A 14,742-nucleotide genomic window follows, 5' to 3' on the forward strand; every position below is an offset into this window, starting at 1 on the left:
CACTGGCCCGCGGAAGTGGTCTGGACCAAAACTGCTGTCGTGCCCGAACTGAGACCCGCGCCCGCCCCGGCCGTCACCGCCCCCGCACCGGATGCCGGACCGGCCATCTGGACCCGCAACTTCCGGCTCTACTTCACCGCCCGCAGCTCCGGCCTGCTCAGCGACGCCATGCTCCCGGTCGCCGTCGCGGCCGGCCTGATCGGCGCCGGCCACCCGCTCGGCAGCGTCGGCTACGCCATGGCCTTCCTGATGGCCCCCTTCGCCGGCCTGGTGCTGATCGGCGGGGTGCTCGCCGACCGCTTCACCGCGCGCCGGCTGATGATCGCCGCCGACCTGCTCAACCTGACCACCCGGGTGCTGATGGCCTGGCTGTTCTTCACCGGCGTCGACCGGCTCTGGCAGCTGTACGCCCTGCTCGCGGTGGCCGGCACCGCCGCCGCGATGTTCCAGCCCGGCGCCGCCTCCACCGTCCCGCTGACCGCCCGCGACGTGCACGGCGCCAACGGGGTGCTGCGCACCTCCGAGGCACTCACCGTCCTGCTCGGTCCGGCGGTGGCCGGCCTGCTGGCGGGGGCCGCCGCCACCGGCTGGGTGATGGTGGTCGCCGCCTGCGCCTACGCCCTGAGCGCCGGCTGCCTGCTCGCCCTGCGGCTCGGCCCGGCGCCGGCGCCGCCGCCCGGCGACAGCCTCTGGCGGAACCTGGTCGAGGGCTGGCACGAGTTCCGCGCCCGCACCTGGATGTGGGGCGTCATCGTGATCTGGTTCTTCCACAGCGCGATCTGCTTCGGCCCGCTGCAGCCGATCGCCGCCGGCCTGATCGTCCCCGCGCACGGCTCCACGGCGTACGGCGTGCTGAACGCCGTCTTCGGGGCCGGCACCGTGCTCGGCGGACTGCTCGCCATCCGCGTCCGGCCGCAGCACCCGCTGCGCGGCGGGGCGCTGGCGATGCTGGCCTTCCCGCTCACCCCGCTCGGCATCGCCCTCGGGCTGCCCGTGCCGGTGCTCGCGGTGTGCTTCCTGGTCACCGGCGTCGGCGCCACCTTCTGGAGCGTCATGTGGGCCACCAGCGTGCAGACCCAGGTGCCGGCCGAGGTGCTCAACCGGATCCACGCCTACGAGGTCGCCGGGTCGGTCTGCATGGCGCCGGTCGGCTCCGCCCTGGCCGGCCCCGCCTCCGGGGCCTTCGGCCCGCGGGCGGTGCTGTTCACGGGTGCGGCGGTCGCGGTGCTGGTGGTCGCCACGCTGCTGCTCGTCCGGCCGATCCGGAACCTGCGCCGGGTGGCCGACCGCTGAGCCGGGGCGGGGCGGCCGGCCGTTTGGCCCGATCCTGACGAAAGCTGGCGGTCAGGCCACTCGTTCGCGGCCGTCCCCGCCCGGGACACTCGTCCGGTGACCGATCTGAGCACCCGCAGACCCGCCGCCCCCGCCGGCGCCCGCCCGCCCCGCCTGCACTACGCCTGGGTGGTGGCCGGCGTCGCCCTGGTCGTCCTGCTCGGCTCGGCCGGCTTCCGCTCCGCGCCCGGCCTGATGATGGACGCCCTGAACGCCGAGTTCGGCTGGTCGCACGCCACCATCGGCAGCGCCGTCTCGGTCAACCTCACGCTGTACGGCCTGACCGCGCCGTTCGCCGCGGCGCTGATGGACCGCTTCGGCATCCGCCTGATCGTGGTCAGCGCCCTGCTGACCATCGCCACCGGCGCCGGCCTCACCGTCCTGATGACGGAGAGCTGGCAGCTGATCCTCTGCTGGGGCGTGCTGGTCGGCCTCGGCAGCGGGTCGATGGCCGGTGCCTTCGCCACCACCGTCACCGGCCGCTGGTTCCAGGCCCGGCAGGGACTGGTCACCGGTGTGCTGACCGCCGCCGGGGCGGCCGGCAACCTGGTCTTCATGCCGGTGCTCGCCGCGCTGGTCGAGCACCAGGGCTGGCGCACCGCGGTCGTCGTGGTCTCGCTGGCGGCGACCGCCGTCGCGGTGCCCGTCCTGCTGCTGATGCGCGAGCGTCCGGCCGACGTCGGCCTGCTCCCGTACGGCGCCACCGAGCAGCCGCCCGAGCCGGTGACCGACGGCAGCGCGTTGGCCCGCTCGCTGCGGGTGCTGCGGGAGGCCGCCCGGTCGCGGGCCTTCTGGCTGCTGGCCGGCTCCTTCGCGATCTGCGGTGCGACCACCGCCGGCCTGGTCGGCACGCACTTCATCCCGGCCGCGCACGACCACGGGATGCCGGTGACCACCGGCGCGAGCCTGCTCGCCCTGGTCGGCGTCTTCGACGTGGCCGGCACCATCGCCAGCGGCTGGTTCACCGACCGCTTCGACTCCCGGCGGCTGCTGGTCGTCTACTACGGCCTGCGCGGTCTGTCGCTGCTCTTCCTGCCGCAGCTGTTCGGCCACTCCCTGCAGCCCCCGATCCTGGCCTTCGTGATCTTCTACGGGCTGGACTGGGTGGCCACCGTGCCGCCCACCGTGGCGCTCTGCCGCCGCCACTTCGGGGCCGACGCGCCGATCGTCTTCGGCTGGGTGCTCGCGGCCCACCAGATCGGCGCCGCCGTGGTCGCCGGGCTGGCCGGCGTCGTCCGCGACCGGTTCGGCGACTACGACCTCGCCTGGTACGCGGCGGGCGGGCTGTGCGCCGTCGCCGTGGTGCTCTGCCTGGCCCTGCGCGGCGGTGCCCGGACGGGCGGTGCGCCGGTCGCCGCGGCCGCCTGAGGACGCGGCCGACCGTCGTGAGGAGCGAGGAGCGGCAGCCGTAAGGAGCGGATAGCCTCTTCGACTATGACGCTGTCCTTCGCGCTGGACCCCGCCCTCACCCCCGGGCTGCGCGACGAGCTCGTGGCGCTGTGGACAGACGTCAGCAACGCCGGAGGCGCGGTCGGCTTCGTCCCCCCGGTCACCGCCGACCGGGTGCGGCCCACCGCGGAGGAGCAGTTCGCCGGGCTCCGCCCGGCCGGGCCCGACCGGCTGCTGATCGGCCGGGAGCGCACGACCGGCCGGCTCGCCGCCGCCCTCTTCCTCACCTCCGTGCGCTTCGACCTCATGGACCACTGGCGGATGCTCCAGCGGGTCATGGTCCACCCCGGGCTGCAGGGCCGCGGCTACGGCGCCGACCTGCTCGCCGAGGCCGAGCGCACCGCCCGCGCCGAGGGCCTCGCCGGGCTCCGGCTCACCCTGCGCGGCGGCCAGGGACTGGAGGCCTTCTACGGCCGCTCCGGCTACCGGGAGGTCGGCCGGGTGCCCGGGGCGATCCGGGTCGGGCCCGGCGACGACCGGGACGACGTCACCATGTGGCTGGACCTCCGCCCCGACATCGGCTGACCCCGTGCGGGCGCCGGCGTCCGGCATGCTTCACTGGGAGACCGGCACCCGGCGAAGGCCGCCCCTGGCGGCCCGCCCGCGCCACCCGTCGTACCCCAGCCGCGAAGGACGCCATCCGTGAGCAGCCGCAAGCCGCACGCCACGCTCCGCTACACCTCCCTGCGGGCGAGTATCTTCCTCGGCTGCCTGCTGGTGGCCGTGCTGCTCGGCCGCTTCGGCGTGATCCCGGTCGCCGGCAGCAGCGGTGTCGTCTTCCTCATCCTGCTCGCGCTCCTGGCGTCCGCCCCGATCAGCTACGTCGTGCTCAGCAAGCAGCGCGACGCGATGTCCGAGCAGATCGTCGACAAGGTCGGCGGCATGCGCACCCGCACCGCGCAGCGGATCGCCGACCAGAACGCCGAGGAGGACGCGGCCGACGACGCTGCCCGCGCCGCCGTCCGGGACTGACCTTGGCCGAACCCGCGCCGCCGCGCCGCCCCACCGGGCGGGACGTGGCCCGGCTGGCCGGCGTCTCGCAGGCCACCGTCTCCCTGGTGTTCTCCGGTGCCGGCGGCCACCGCGTCTCCGACGCCACCCGCGAGCGCGTCCGCGAGGCCGCCCGCACCCTCGGCTACCAGCCGCAGGCCGCCGGCCGCCAACTGCGGCTCGGCCGCAGCGGCATGGTGATGCTCGCGGTGCCCAACCTGCTCGGCCCCTTCTTCGGCCGGGTGCTCTCCGGTGTCCACGAGGAGGCCCACCGACGCGGCCTCGCCGTGGTCGTCTCCTCCGGCTGGGACGGCGCCACCCTCGCCGAGGCCGCCACCGCCGGCCGCTTCGACGGCCTGCTGATCTGCTCGCCGGACGACAGCCAGCTCGGTGAACTCCCCGCCGACACCCCCGCGGTCTTCCTCGACGCCGACCCGGCCCGCAGCCCGGGCCGCCCGACCGTCGAGCTCGACGTCGCGGCCGGCATGCGGGCCGCGGTGGAACACCTCGCCGCCCGCGGCCACCGCCGGATCGGCCATCTGCGCTCCACCCTGTCCGCGCACACCTTCCGCACCCGCCAGGCCGGCTTCGAGGCCGCCGCCGCGGACCTGGAGGTCGTCGAGGCCGGGGTCAGCCTGAACGAGGGCGCCGAGGCCGCCCGCGCGGTCGCCCGTACGCTGCTGGAGCGGCCCGACCGGCCGGCCGCGGTGATCTGCGACGACGACGTGGTCGCCTCCGGCCTGTACCAGGCCGCCGCCGAACTGGGCCTGCGGATCCCCGAGGACGTGTCGGTGGTCGGCATCGACAACATCCCGGTGGCCGGCCTGCTCGTCCCGCCGCTCACCACCGTCGACCTGCCCGGCGAGGAACTCGGCCGCACCGGCGTCGCCGCCCTCGCCGCGCTGCTCGCCGGCGAACCGGTCAGCGCCGTCCCGCCGCTCCCCACCACCCTGGTCGTCCGCGCCTCCACCCGCCCGGCCTGACCGCCGCCCCGCCCGGTGCACCCGCACCGGGCGGGGCGGCGTGAGGGCCCGTCAGGCCGCCAGGACCGTGCGGGCCGGGGCGTCGGCCGCGGCAGGCCGGAACCATCCGCGGCAGGCGAACAGCAGCACCCCGCCGACCCCGATCCCGGCCGCCGCGCACACCGCGACCCGCAGCAGCGAGCCCTCGACCAGGGCGCCGGACACCGCGTAGCCCGCCGCGTTGCCGGTCGCGAACAGCGTGATCAGCCAGGCGAAGGCCTCGGTGACCGTCCCGGTCGGCGCCAGTTCGGCGATCAGCACGAACGCGGCCGCCAGCAGCGGCGCCAGACCGATCCCGGAGAGCAGCGACAGCCCGGCCATCGCCCACGGCCCGGGCAGCGCGAGCAGCGGCAGGTAGGAGGCCGCCATCAGCAGCGCGATCACCCAGGTGCGGGTGGCGGTGGTGCTCCGCCAGCGGACGGCGCCGTAGCCGAGCGCGCCGAGCAGGCCGCCGAGGGCCGCGAGGGCCAGCATCAGGCCGGCCCCGCCGGGCAGTGCGCCGGGGTGCTGCTCGGCGTAGGCGATGAACAGCACGCTCTGGGCGCCGACCGTCCAGCCGGCGCCGGCCAGGCCGATCAGCAGCAGGACGAGGCCGGGGGAGCGCAGCGGTCCGAGGAGCCCGGCGGAGGCGCTGCGGGCGGGCGCCCGCCAGGCCCGGGCGGGTGCGGCGGTGGCGACGACCAGCGAGCCGAGCAGGCCGAGCGCGGCCGCCGTCCACAGGGCCGTGGACGGACCGAAGCCGGCGGCGATCCCGGCCACCGCGAGCGGACCGGCCACGTAGAGGATCTGCTGGGAGGCGGAGTCGAAGGCGTACGCGGTGTCGAGCTGCTCCTCCTCCACCACGGAGGGCCACAGGGCCCGCAGGCAGGGTTCGAGCGGCGGCATGGCGAGCCCGGCGAGCGCGGCGCCGGCCGGTGCGGCGACCGCGGAGCCGGGGGCGAGGGCGAGCAGGGCGTAGCCGAGGCCGGCGACCAGGGCCGTGGTGAGCAGCACCCGGGGCTGGCCGGTGCGGTCGACGATCCGTCCGAGCACCGGGCCGCCGATCGCGGCGGAGACGGCGTAGGCGGCGGTGGCGAGGCCGATCCGGCTGTACGGCGCGCCGGCCTCGCGCAGGGCGAGGGCGATCACCAGGCCGGTCATGCCGGCGGGGAGCCGGCCGAGCAGGGTGCCGAGGAGCAGCCGGGTGACGTGCGGGGCGCGGAGCAGCGCGATGTAGCCCATACCTGAAGTTATACGTATAACCGCTCCGCCCGGTCAATCCGTGGCGGGGCCGGCCCCCGTCCGGTCTGGCCGGTTCGTGGCCATAGCTCAAACCAATACTTTGAACATCTCAAATGTTTACTGCTAACGTTCCGGCCATGACCACCGCAGGCGCACTCCAGGACGGACCGGGCACCCCGCCCGTCCGCCGCTGCGCCTGCCCGCGCGCCCGCCGCGCCTGCGGCTGTACCGGGGCGGCACGCCTCTCCTGACGGTTCCTCCGCGGCCCCCGCCCGGACGGGCCCCGTGCGTGCCGCCGTGTCCGACCTCCCCCGTCTGCCGCCCGACCCCCGGAGTCGCATCCCCATGCCCGGACCCCTGTCCGCAGTCCGCCGCACGCCCTTCTGGGCGCAGATCGCCGGAGGCCTCGCCCTCGGCCTGCTGCTCGGCTGGATCGCCCGCGCCGGCGACGTCGCCTGGCTCACCACCACCCTCGACACCATCGGCAGGACCTTCGTCCAGCTGTTGAAGCTGGCCGTCCCGCCGCTGGTCTTCACCGCCATCGTGGTCAGCGTCGCCAACCTGCGGAACGTCGCCAACGCCGCCCGGCTCGCCGTCCGCACCCTCCTCTGGTTCCTCGCCACCTCGCTGATCGCGGTCGCGGTCGGCCTCGGCCTCGGCCTGCTCACCGACCCCGGCCGCGGCGCCGGACTCTCCACCGAGGGCCTCAAGGCCCCGGAGGAGGCCGGCAGCTGGGTGGACTTCCTCACCGGCATCGTCCCGACGAACATCGCCACCTCGTTCGTCGAGGTGAACGTCCTCCAGATCGTCTTCCTCGGCGTCGTCACCGGCGCCGCCGTGCTGAAGATCGGCGAGAAGGCCGAGCCCGTCCGCCGGCTCGCCGAGTCCGTCCTCGACCTCACCCAGACCGCGCTCTGGTGGGTCATCAGACTGGCGCCGCTCGGCACCCTCGGCCTGATCGGCAAGTCCGTCGCCAAGTACGGCTGGGACCTGCTCGCCCCGTTCGCCACGCTCACCGCCGACGTCTACATCGGCTGCGCGATCGTGCTGTTTGCCGTGTACCCGCTGCTGCTGCGCTTCGCCGGCGGCCTCAACCCGGTGCACTTCTTCCGCGGCGCCTGGCCGGCCATCCAGCTGGCCTTCGTCTCCCGCTCCTCGGTCGGCACCCTGCCGGTCACCCGCCGGGTCACCGAGCGCCTCGGCGTCCCGGGCGAGTACGCGTCGTTCGCCGTTCCGTTCGGGGCCACGACCAAGATGGACGGCTGCGCCGCGATCTACCCCTCGCTGGCCGCGATCTTCGTGGCCCAGGTGTACGGCATCCACCTCGGCATCGGCGACTACCTGCTGATCGCCTTCGTCTCGGTGATCGGCTCCGCCGCGACGGCCGGCCTGACCGGCGCGATCGTCATGCTGACCCTCACCCTGTCGACGGTCGGCCTGCCGCTGGAGGGCGTCGGACTGCTGCTGGCGATCGACCCGATCCTCGACATGGTCCGCACCGCCACCAACGTGGCCGGCCAGGCGGTCGTGCCGATCCTGGTCGCGGCCCGCGAGAAGACCCTGGACCGCACGGCGTACGACAACCCCACCGGTGACCTGCTGACCGAGCCGGAGCCCGCCCGGTCCGCCGAGCCGGTGGCCGCCGCGGCCTGACGCCGAACACCGCCCGCCTTCGCCCAGGCCCCTTCCCCGCACCGGGGGAGGGGCCTCGGCCTGCCCGGGGCGCCCTCTCGGCGTGCTCGTGCGGCCGCGCAAGGTTGCAAGGATTGATCCCATGTCCTGCATCAAATCAACAGATCATCGAAAATTGCTTGCACTCCTCTTGTGGGGCGGAGTGCCGCAGCCCTACGCTCCGCCGCGGGCGACCACGGCCGCCACCACCCCGAGAGAAACGAGCAAGCGATGTCACGGAGCATCAGAGGAGCTGCGACGCGCCGGGCCGGCGGGCCGTCGCGACGTGCCGCGGCCGTGCTGGCGGCGGTGACCGCGGCCACCGTCGGTTACGCCGGGCCGGCCGCCGCCGACACCGGGAAGCCCGCCGCCGGGGCCGTGGTGACGCGGGCGGGCCTGGCACCCGCACTGGTCGCGGGCCGCGGCGCCGACCTGGGCGCGGCCGAGCAGGAGGCCGAGAACGCGCGGAGCACCGGCACGGTGATCGGCCCGGACCGCACCGCCTACACCCTGCCCTCGGAGGCCTCGGGCCGGTCCGCGGTGAAGCTGACGCCCGGCCAGTACGTCGAGTTCACCCTGCCCGCCGCGGCCAACGCGATCACCGTGCGCTACAGCATCCCGGACGCCCCGGGCGGCGGCGGCACCACCGCGCCGCTGGACGTCGCGGTGAACGGCCGCAAGCACAGCACCATGACGCTGACCTCGCAGTACTCCTGGCTCTACAACCAGTACCCGTTCAGCAACGACCCGCAGGCCGGGCTGCTGCACCCGGACTGGTGGATCACCGAGTGCTCCTGCGTGCCGAGCGCCACCACCCCGGCCCCGGAGATCGCCGAGCCCTTCCGGCCCACCCACTTCTACGACGAGCAGCGCCTGCTGCTCGGCCGCACCCACAAGGCGGGCGAGACCGTGCGGCTGACGGTGCCGCAGGGCAGCAAGGCCGCCTGGACGGTGGTCGACCTGCTCGACTCCGAGCTCGTCGCCGCCCCGCACGTGAACCTCGCCGCCGCCGACGTGCTCGCCTTCGGCGCCGACCCGACGGGCCGCCGCGACTCCGCGGACGCCCTGGACCGGGCGATCGCCTTCGCCCGCCGGGTCCACCTGCCGGTCTACCTGCCGCCGGGTACCTACCAGGTCAACCGGCACATCGTGGTCGACGACGTGACGATCGAGGGCGCCGGCAGCTGGTACACGATCGTCAAGGGGCACCAGGTCTCGCTGGGGACCCCGGCTGCGGACGGTTCCGTGCACACCGGCGTCGGCTTCTACGGCAAGGACGCCGCCGCGGGCGGCAGCCGCAACGTCCACCTGTCCGGCTTCGCGATCGAGGGCGACGTCCGCGAGCGGATCGACACCGACCAGGTGAACGGCATCGGCGGCGCGATGAGCGACTCGGTGATCGAGGGCCTGTACATCCACCACACCAAGGTGGGCCTCTGGTTCGACGGGCCGATGAAGAACATCGAGGTGACCCGCAACGTGATCACCGACCAGATCGCCGACGGCCTGAACTTCCACACCGGCGTCACCGACTCGGTGGTCTCCCACAACCTCGTCCGCAACACCGGCGACGACGGCCTCGCCATGTGGTCCGAGAAGACCGCGGACGCCCGCAACACCTTCGACCACAACACCGTACAGTCGCCGGTGCTGGCCAACGGCATCGCGATCTACGGCGGCATCGACAACACCGTCTCCGGGAACCTGGTCGCCGACCCGGTCCGCGAGGGCAGCGCGATCCACGTCGGCTCCCGGTTCGGCGCCGAGCCGTTCGCCGGGCACCTGTGGATCACCGACAACACCACCGTCCGCTCCGGCACCCACGAGCTGAACTGGAAGATCGGCCTCGGCGCGATCTGGTTCTACGCGCTGGAGAAGGACATCGCCGCGGACGTCCGGGTGACCGGCGACCACTTCCTCGACAGCACCTACAACGCGGTGATGGTGGTGGCCGACTGGCCGGTCAAGGACCTCTACGAGGTCACCGGCCTGCACTTCAAGGACATCCGGGTCGACGGCACCGGCACCTCGGTGCTCAGCGCCCGGGCGGCCGGCTCCGCCGACTTCGAGAACGTGGACGCCCGCAACGTCGGAGCGGTCGGCGTGAACAACTGCGGCAGCTTCCACTTCACCCCGGCCGGCTCCGAGTTCTCGGTGACCGACCTCGGCGGCAACGACGGCGGCGGCACCACCGGCGCCTGGCTCGCCCCCTGGGAGCTGCCCAACACCGTCACCTGCGACGACCGCCCGCCGGTGGTCGCCCCGCCGGCGCCGTCCGCCTGGTGACGGAGCGCGGGAACCACCCCTGAGACGACATCGGGGCGCCCGTCCGGATCCCCCCTCCGGACGGACGCCCCGACGGCGTTCGGGTCAGCGCGTCACCACTTGTCCCAGCTGATGTTCCAGCCGCTCAGGCCGTTGTCCGGCCGGACCTGCTGGCCGACCGAGTTCTGCACGGTGACCGGGTCGCCGACGATCGCGGCGTCGTAGAACTGGCCGGCGGACGAGCCCGGCGAGCCGTCCTTGGCGGAGGTGTCCTCCAGGCCGATGCAGCCGTGGCTGGTGTTGGTGCGGCCGAAGACGCCCGGGGCGTACTTGCCGTGCACGTAGGTGCCGGTGGGGGTGAGCCGCAGGGCGTGCGGCATCTCGACCTTGTAGGCCGGGCCCTCGTGGTTGACCACGGTGGAGGAGTCCATGACGGTCGTCCCCTCCTTGGCCATGACCACCATCGTGCCGTTGAACGTGTTCTGCGAGGCGGGCGAGCTGGCGCCGGCGCTGATCGGGATGGTGGCGTCCGGCTTGCCGTCCTCCTTGACCACCATCTGGTGGGTGGAGGCGTCGGCGACGCTGACCCGGGAGCGGCCGATGGTGAAGCTCTGGTCGCTGTCGACCTCGCCGTACACGTCCGGGGAGGTCTCGACGCTCTTCAGCCGGTAGTGCACGGTGACCTTGGTCTGCGGCTTCCAGAACTGCTCCGGGCGGAAGTCCACCCGGTTGTTGCCGAACCAGTGCGGCTTGACCACGGTGCCGTCGGACGCCTCGAAGGTGACGGCCTTCTCGACGGCCGCCTTGTTCTCGACGGCCTTCTTGAAGCTCAGCGAGACGATCATGCCGACGCCGTACGTCTGCTTGTCCGAGATGTTGTCGTACGGGCCGGCGCCCTTGGCGGGCGTCAGGGTGGTGAAGCTGCTCTCCGAGGTGGCGGCCACGCCGGCGGCGTCCGCGGCCTGGGCGGTCACCTTGTACTCGGTGGAGACGGCGAGGTTCTGCGCGGGCGTCCAGCCGAGGCCGTCGGGGGTGATCGTGCCCGGGACCTCCTTGCCGTCCTTGCCCGTCACCTTGACCGTGGTGAGCTTGCCGTTCGCCACCGCGACCTTGAGCGCGCCGGACGGCTTCACCTTGGTGGCGCCGTTGGCCGGCTCGATGGTCAGCTGGGCCTGGGACTTCTTCTGCTCCTGCTTGTCGGCGCCCGAGGACGAGCCCCCACCGCCGCTGCTGCTGCACGCGGTGGTGAGCACCAGAGCCCCACCGAGCACCGCTGCCGCCACGACCCTGCCTGCCGCCCGCTTCACTGCCATACCCCTTCGCCGTGTTCCCTTCGATAGACGCGCGAAGGGCCCCGGCAGTTTCGCACCGCGGAGACCGTCCGGTCACGAATCGACAACAGCCCCGGCAGCGTGGCGAGGATCACCCGATCGAGCGATGCCCGGTGGCTGACGGAGCAGTGCTCCCGCACGGGCGGGTGGGCCCGTCCGTGCGGGTCCCGGCGCCCGGGACCGCGCGGCCGGGGCCGGGGCGGAGCGGGGCCGGAACAGGCAGGGGGCCCGCCACGACGTGGCGGGCCCCCTTGGTACTGCGCTTCGTGCTCGTGTGGCGGCCCGGGTGGCCACCGGCGGACCCGGAGGTCCGGAGCGATCAGATCATCAGAGGATCGTCAGACTGCGGTGACGTTCTCCGCCTGCGGGCCCTTCGGGCCCTGGGTGACGTCGAAGGTGACCGCCTGGTTCTCCTCGAGCGACCGGAAGCCGGTCGAGTTGATGGCGGAGTAGTGGACGAAGACGTCGGGGCCGCCGCCCTCCTGGGCGATGAAGCCGAAGCCCTTCTCAGCGTTGAACCACTTGACGGTTCCCTGAGCCATGCCGTTCTCCTTGCGAGGGACGTATTGGAGGCCACACCGTGTGACCTCCGGTCCGCTGCGCTGATCGCCCTGCCTCCGGTATGGTCCGGAGTTTTTCGCACAGTGCTCAATCAATGCTCAATTGCGCTGAAACTGCTGAAAAACTACGAAAAGCCTGCGGTTACATGCTCCGCAGGCTTCAAGTACTGCAAGGGGAATCAAACTGCAACTGGAAGAGACGTTAGCACGCGGGCGCGACCCCGACCAGGGGTGACCGAAGGGCGCGCCGGTGTGTCGCCCGCCTGGTGTCGGGACCTGAACGCGGCAGGCATACGCTGCGGGGAGAGTACGAACATCAGAGGGAGCGCACGGTGACCGGTAGCGAAGCGGGCAGCTCGGCGGCGGTAAGGCCCCGGGTCGGACATATTCAGTTCCTCAACTGTTTGCCCCTCTACTGGGGGCTCGCGCGGACCGGCAACCTCCTCGATCTCGACCTCACCAGGGACACCCCCGAGAAGCTCAGCGACCGCCTGGTCGCCGGCGACCTCGACATCGGCCCGATCACCTGCGTCGAATACCTGCGGCACGCCGAGGACCTGGTCGTGCTGCCCGACATCGCCGTGGGCAGCGACGGCCCGGTGATGTCCTGCGTGATCGTCAGCAAGGTCCCGCTCGCCGACCTCGACGGCCGCCCGGTCGCCCTCGGCTCCACCAGCCGCACCTCCGTCCGGCTCGCCCGTCTGCTGCTGGAGGAGCGCGAGGGCGTCCGGCCCGAGTACTTCTCCAGCCCGCCCGACCTCGACGCGATGCTCGCCCGCGCCGACGCCGCCGTCCTCATCGGCGACCCCGCCCTGCGCGCCTCCCTGGAACAGGCCCCCAGCCAGGGCCTCGCCGTCCACGACCTCGGCGCCATGTGGAAGGAGTGGACGGGCCTGCCCTTCGTCTTCGCCGTCTGGGCCGCCCGCCGCGACTACGCCGAGCAGCAGCCCGGCACCGTCGCCGCCGTGCACCGCGCCTTCCTGGAGTCCCGCGACCTCTCCCTCACCGAGGCCGGAAAGGTCGCCGAGCAGGCCGCCCGCTGGGAGTCCTTCGAAGCGCCGCTGCTGGAGCGGTACTTCACCGAGGCCCTGGACTACTCGCTCGGCGGCCGCCAGCTCGCCGGCATCGCCGAGTTCGCCCGCCGGGTGGCCCACGACAGCGGCTTCGCCGCGGACGTGACGGTGCGCCTGCTGGAGTCCGTGCCCGCCGCCGGGTAACACCGGGCGTGCGGTGGCCCCGGTTGGTACTGTCCGGCGGGGCCCACCGGGCCCGACGGGAGGCGGGGGCGGATGGAACCACTGGGTGCTTCGGACCCGGCACGGGTCGGCTCGTACCGGCTGCTGCGCCGGCTCGGCGCGGGCGGCATGGGACGGGTCTACCTGGGCCGCACGGCCGGCGGCCGGACGGTCGCGGTCAAGGTGGTGCGCGGCGAACTCGCCGACGACCCCGAGTTCCGGGCCAGGTTCCGCCAGGAGGTCGCGGCCGCCCGGCTGGTCGGCGGCCGCTGGACGGCCCCGGTGCTGGACGCCGACACCGAGGGCGACCACCCCTGGGTGGCCAGCGGCTACGTCGCCGGGCCCTCGCTGGACGCCGCCGTCCGCCGGCACGGACCGCTGCCCGTCCCGGCCGTGCACACCCTCGGTGCCGCCCTCGCCGAGGCCCTGGAACAGGTGCACGCCCTCGGCCTGGTGCACCGCGACGTCAAGCCGTCCAACGTGCTGCTCGCCCTGGACGGCCCGCGCCTGATCGACTTCGGCATCGCCCGCGCCCTGGACGCCGCCACCGCCCTCACCCGCTCCGGGTACGTGGTCGGCTCGCCCGGCTACCTCTCGCCCGAACAGGCCGCCGGCGAGGCGGCCGGCCCCGCCGGGGACGTCTTCTCGCTCGGCGCCGTGCTCGCCTTCGCCGCCACCGGCACCGCCCCCTTCGGCGAGGGCGTCAGCGCCGCCGTCCTGCTCTACCGCGTCCTGCACGAGGAGCCCGACCTCGGCGGGATCACCGGCCCGCTGCGCGAGGCCGTCCTGGCCTGCCTCCGCAAGGACGCCGCCGACCGGCCCACCCCGGCCGCGCTGCGCGCCCTGCTGGCCCCCGCCGCGTCCCCCGCCGCCGGGGACTGGCTGCCGCCCGCCGTCTCCGCCGCCGTCGCCCGCAGCGCCGTCGAACTGCTCGACCTGGAGGCGCACGACCCGGACGGGCCGGCCGCCCCCGCCGCGGCCCCCGCCCCCGGGCCCCCGCCCGGCCCGCCGTCAGGCGCGTCAGGCCCGCCCGGCCCGCCCTACGACCGCACCCCGACCACCCTCGACCGGCCCGCAGCCGCCCGCCCGCGCCGCCGCTGGGCGGTGCCGCTCGCCGTGCTGGCGGTGCTCGCCGCGGGCGGCGGCCTGTGGGCGGCGCGGTCCGGCTCCCGGGAGCCGGACCGCGGCAGCCAGGACGCCGCCACCAGCAGACCCGCCGACACCGGCGGCGCGAGCGGCGGGCAGCCGTCCTCCCCGGCCGGGGCGCCGTCCTCCCCGGCCGCCTGGGCCAGCGGCTCCGGCACCCTCCCGGCCGGCTACCTCGGGACCTGGCAGGGCACCATCACCACCCGCGTTGGCGGCCTGCCCAGCACCTTCCGGGTCGAGTTCGGCCGGGGCAAGGTCGGCGAGGTGGTCGGCCGCACCAGCAACGCGTCCGCCTTCAGCGACACCGTCTGCCGCGGCGAACTCACCCTGCTCACGGCCTCCGCCGACCGGATCGAGCTGCAGGAGCGCCCGGTGGGCAACGACCCGCGGTGCACCGGCGAACCCGAGAAGCAGACCTACACCCCGGCGGGCGGCGGTTCGCTGCACCTGCAGGTGAGCGGCGCGCCGCTCGGCATGGACCCCTCCGGCGACCTGGCCAAGCAGGGGTGACGGGCCGCAG

At 74.2% G+C, this 14,742-nt stretch carries 12 protein-coding genes; 9 read left to right on the forward strand and 3 right to left on the reverse strand.

The features are described 5' to 3' along the window. The first annotated feature begins 39 nt into the window (after positions 1–39). From AB0O09_RS08940 to AB0O09_RS08960, 5 genes are all read left to right on the forward strand, one after another. Positions 40–1,293 (forward strand): MFS transporter, encoded by a 1,254-nt coding sequence (locus AB0O09_RS08940; protein WP_363540855.1) that lies wholly within the window; start codon positions 40–42, stop codon positions 1,291–1,293. Positions 1,294–1,389: 96 nt separating this feature from the next. After that, complete coding sequence (locus tag AB0O09_RS08945) at positions 1,390–2,700, forward strand: MFS transporter (RefSeq protein WP_363540856.1); 1,311 nt, start codon at positions 1,390–1,392, stop codon at positions 2,698–2,700. A 66-nt stretch (positions 2,701–2,766) separates the two neighbouring features. Further along, entirely contained in the window at positions 2,767–3,306 is a 540-nt protein-coding gene (locus AB0O09_RS08950; protein WP_363540857.1) for a GNAT family N-acetyltransferase, read from the forward strand. Positions 3,307–3,423: 117 nt separating this feature from the next. Next, entirely contained in the window at positions 3,424–3,753 is a 330-nt protein-coding gene (locus AB0O09_RS08955) for a DUF4229 domain-containing protein (RefSeq protein ID WP_363540858.1), read from the forward strand. 2 nt (positions 3,754–3,755) lie between these two features. After that, positions 3,756–4,754: a LacI family DNA-binding transcriptional regulator gene (locus AB0O09_RS08960; RefSeq protein ID WP_363540859.1), complete on the forward strand. Its 999-nt coding sequence runs from the start codon at positions 3,756–3,758 to the stop codon at positions 4,752–4,754. Positions 4,755–4,805: 51 nt separating this feature from the next. Here AB0O09_RS08960 and AB0O09_RS08965 read toward each other — a convergent pair whose 3' ends face one another. Next, complete coding sequence (locus AB0O09_RS08965; protein WP_344622491.1) at positions 4,806–6,014, reverse strand: MFS transporter; 1,209 nt, start codon at positions 6,012–6,014, stop codon at positions 4,806–4,808. A 345-nt stretch (positions 6,015–6,359) separates the two neighbouring features. Between AB0O09_RS08965 and AB0O09_RS08970 the strand changes: the two genes are divergently transcribed. Both AB0O09_RS08970 and AB0O09_RS08975 read left to right on the forward strand, forming a co-directional pair. After that, on the forward strand, positions 6,360–7,667 hold the full coding sequence (locus AB0O09_RS08970; protein ID WP_363540860.1) for a dicarboxylate/amino acid:cation symporter: 1,308 nt from the start codon (positions 6,360–6,362) through the stop codon (positions 7,665–7,667). Positions 7,668–7,916: 249 nt separating this feature from the next. After that, a complete protein-coding gene (locus tag AB0O09_RS08975) occupies positions 7,917–9,971 on the forward strand; it encodes a glycosyl hydrolase family 28-related protein (RefSeq protein ID WP_363540861.1) in 2,055 nt (684 codons plus the stop codon). A 92-nt stretch (positions 9,972–10,063) separates the two neighbouring features. On the opposite strand, the gene AB0O09_RS08980 is transcribed toward AB0O09_RS08975, so the two are convergent. Beyond that, on the reverse strand, positions 10,064–11,263 hold the full coding sequence (locus AB0O09_RS08980; RefSeq protein ID WP_363540862.1) for an Ig-like domain-containing protein: 1,200 nt from the start codon (positions 11,261–11,263) through the stop codon (positions 10,064–10,066). 356 nt (positions 11,264–11,619) lie between these two features. After that, a complete protein-coding gene (locus AB0O09_RS08985; protein ID WP_030268950.1) occupies positions 11,620–11,823 on the reverse strand; it encodes a cold-shock protein in 204 nt (67 codons plus the stop codon). A gap of 350 nt (positions 11,824–12,173) precedes the next feature. Between AB0O09_RS08985 and AB0O09_RS08990 the strand changes: the two genes are divergently transcribed. Both AB0O09_RS08990 and AB0O09_RS08995 read left to right on the forward strand, forming a co-directional pair. Next, a complete protein-coding gene (locus AB0O09_RS08990) occupies positions 12,174–13,058 on the forward strand; it encodes a menaquinone biosynthesis protein (RefSeq protein WP_344622487.1) in 885 nt (294 codons plus the stop codon). A 72-nt stretch (positions 13,059–13,130) separates the two neighbouring features. Next, on the forward strand, positions 13,131–14,732 hold the full coding sequence (locus AB0O09_RS08995) for a serine/threonine-protein kinase (RefSeq protein WP_363540863.1): 1,602 nt from the start codon (positions 13,131–13,133) through the stop codon (positions 14,730–14,732). Positions 14,733–14,742 lie beyond the last annotated feature (10 nt).

The organism is Kitasatospora sp. NPDC093679 (assembly GCF_040683455.1).
GTDB classification, from domain to species: Bacteria; Actinomycetota; Actinomycetes; order Streptomycetales; family Streptomycetaceae; genus Kitasatospora; species Kitasatospora arboriphila.

Excerpts from the sequence above, each read along its gene's own strand:
- AB0O09_RS08985 (WP_030268950.1), bottom strand. The coding sequence starts at position 11,823 with ATGGCTCAGGGAACCGTCAAGTGGTTCAACGCTGAGAAGGGCTTCGGC.
- AB0O09_RS08970 (WP_363540860.1), top strand. The coding sequence starts at position 6,360 with ATGCCCGGACCCCTGTCCGCAGTCCGCCGCACGCCCTTCTGGGCGCAG.
- AB0O09_RS08995 (WP_363540863.1), top strand. The coding sequence starts at position 13,131 with ATGGAACCACTGGGTGCTTCGGACCCGGCACGGGTCGGCTCGTACCGG.
- AB0O09_RS08965 (WP_344622491.1), bottom strand. The coding sequence starts at position 6,014 with ATGGGCTACATCGCGCTGCTCCGCGCCCCGCACGTCACCCGGCTGCTC.
- AB0O09_RS08980 (WP_363540862.1), bottom strand. The coding sequence starts at position 11,263 with ATGGCAGTGAAGCGGGCGGCAGGCAGGGTCGTGGCGGCAGCGGTGCTC.
- AB0O09_RS08975 (WP_363540861.1), top strand. The coding sequence starts at position 7,917 with ATGTCACGGAGCATCAGAGGAGCTGCGACGCGCCGGGCCGGCGGGCCG.
- AB0O09_RS08950 (WP_363540857.1), top strand. The coding sequence starts at position 2,767 with ATGACGCTGTCCTTCGCGCTGGACCCCGCCCTCACCCCCGGGCTGCGC.